Raw genomic sequence first — 1,145 nt, forward strand, 5'->3', positions numbered from 1 at the left:
TGAATATTCAACATGTGAAATCTGTCCATTGTCCGTAGGCTAGTTTAAAGGGCTGGCTTTTTCTTTTATATATGCGGAAGAAAAGGTCGAGCCTATTTGTTTACCGCTATTTGGGTATGAGGGGGAAAGCGAATTGAATATATAAGTATGTTACTGTTTTTTACTTATGAAGAGGTAATCTTGTACGAAATTATAAAAAATCTGTACGAGCTATCTTTTATTGTATTCAATTCATTTTTTGAGGAAGTACTGCTCAACTAATCTATTAAAGGGGTTTTGTTTGTGGAGCAGTTTCCAAATGCGTTTTCGATTACATTACTTGGCAGTGCTGGTGGGGCAGCAAAAGCAGTGTTAGCAATTTTGAATCAAGCGGTAGTAAATGAAAAAGATCCAATTTATGAAGTTATAAAGAATGTGAACTTCCATTTGGTGGATATAAAACAAAAAGATAAAAGTTATTATGATGAGTTGTTTCCAAATCTGAAAGGGCAATTTTTTTTATATGAAATAAACCTTCAAGATGTAGTCAAATTTAAACAACATTTAAAAGAAAAAAGAACGAAGGTTGTTATTGATGTTTCAGGGGCAGATACGATTAGGGTACTGAGTTGTTGTAATGACCTTGGCATTTGTTACATTAATTCGGCTTTGGAAAATGAGGCAGTAGATCAAGACGATAGTTTACTTGGTTTTCAGCTTACTGAAAGGTATACGAGGTTTGAGAAGGAGAAAGAAACATTTACAAATACAAGAGCGATTATAGGCTCAGGTATGAATCCGGGTGTTGTTCAATGGATGGTTGTTGAACTTATGAAAGAACGTCCAAATGAAAAGCCGCGAGCATGCTATATTGTAGAACATGATAATTCATTTTTGGGTGATAAAGGGCTAATAAAACCTCATACACTTTATGCATCATGGGCAGTAGAGCGTTTTCTTGATGAAGCGATATGGAGTTATCCTATGTATATGAGCCATCATCGTCCACTTTACTTTTATGAGGATGTATATGCTTCAGAGTATAAAGTGAATTTAGGTGAAAAAGAATTTTATGGTTGCTTAATGCCGCATGAAGAAGTTTTAATCTTGGGAAAATCTTTTAATATGGAAGTGGGTTTTCTTTATCGGATTAATGAGTATACAAC

The 1,145-nt window shown here is 34.3% G+C and carries 1 pseudogene; it reads left to right on the plus strand.

What is annotated here, in order from left to right:
• Positions 1-282 precede the first annotated feature (282 nt).
• Positions 283-1,145, plus strand: a pseudogene (locus tag AC1DTM_RS27650) (S-adenosylmethionine decarboxylase related protein); the annotation flags it as partial.

The organism is Bacillus sp. P4_D3 (assembly GCF_056401855.1).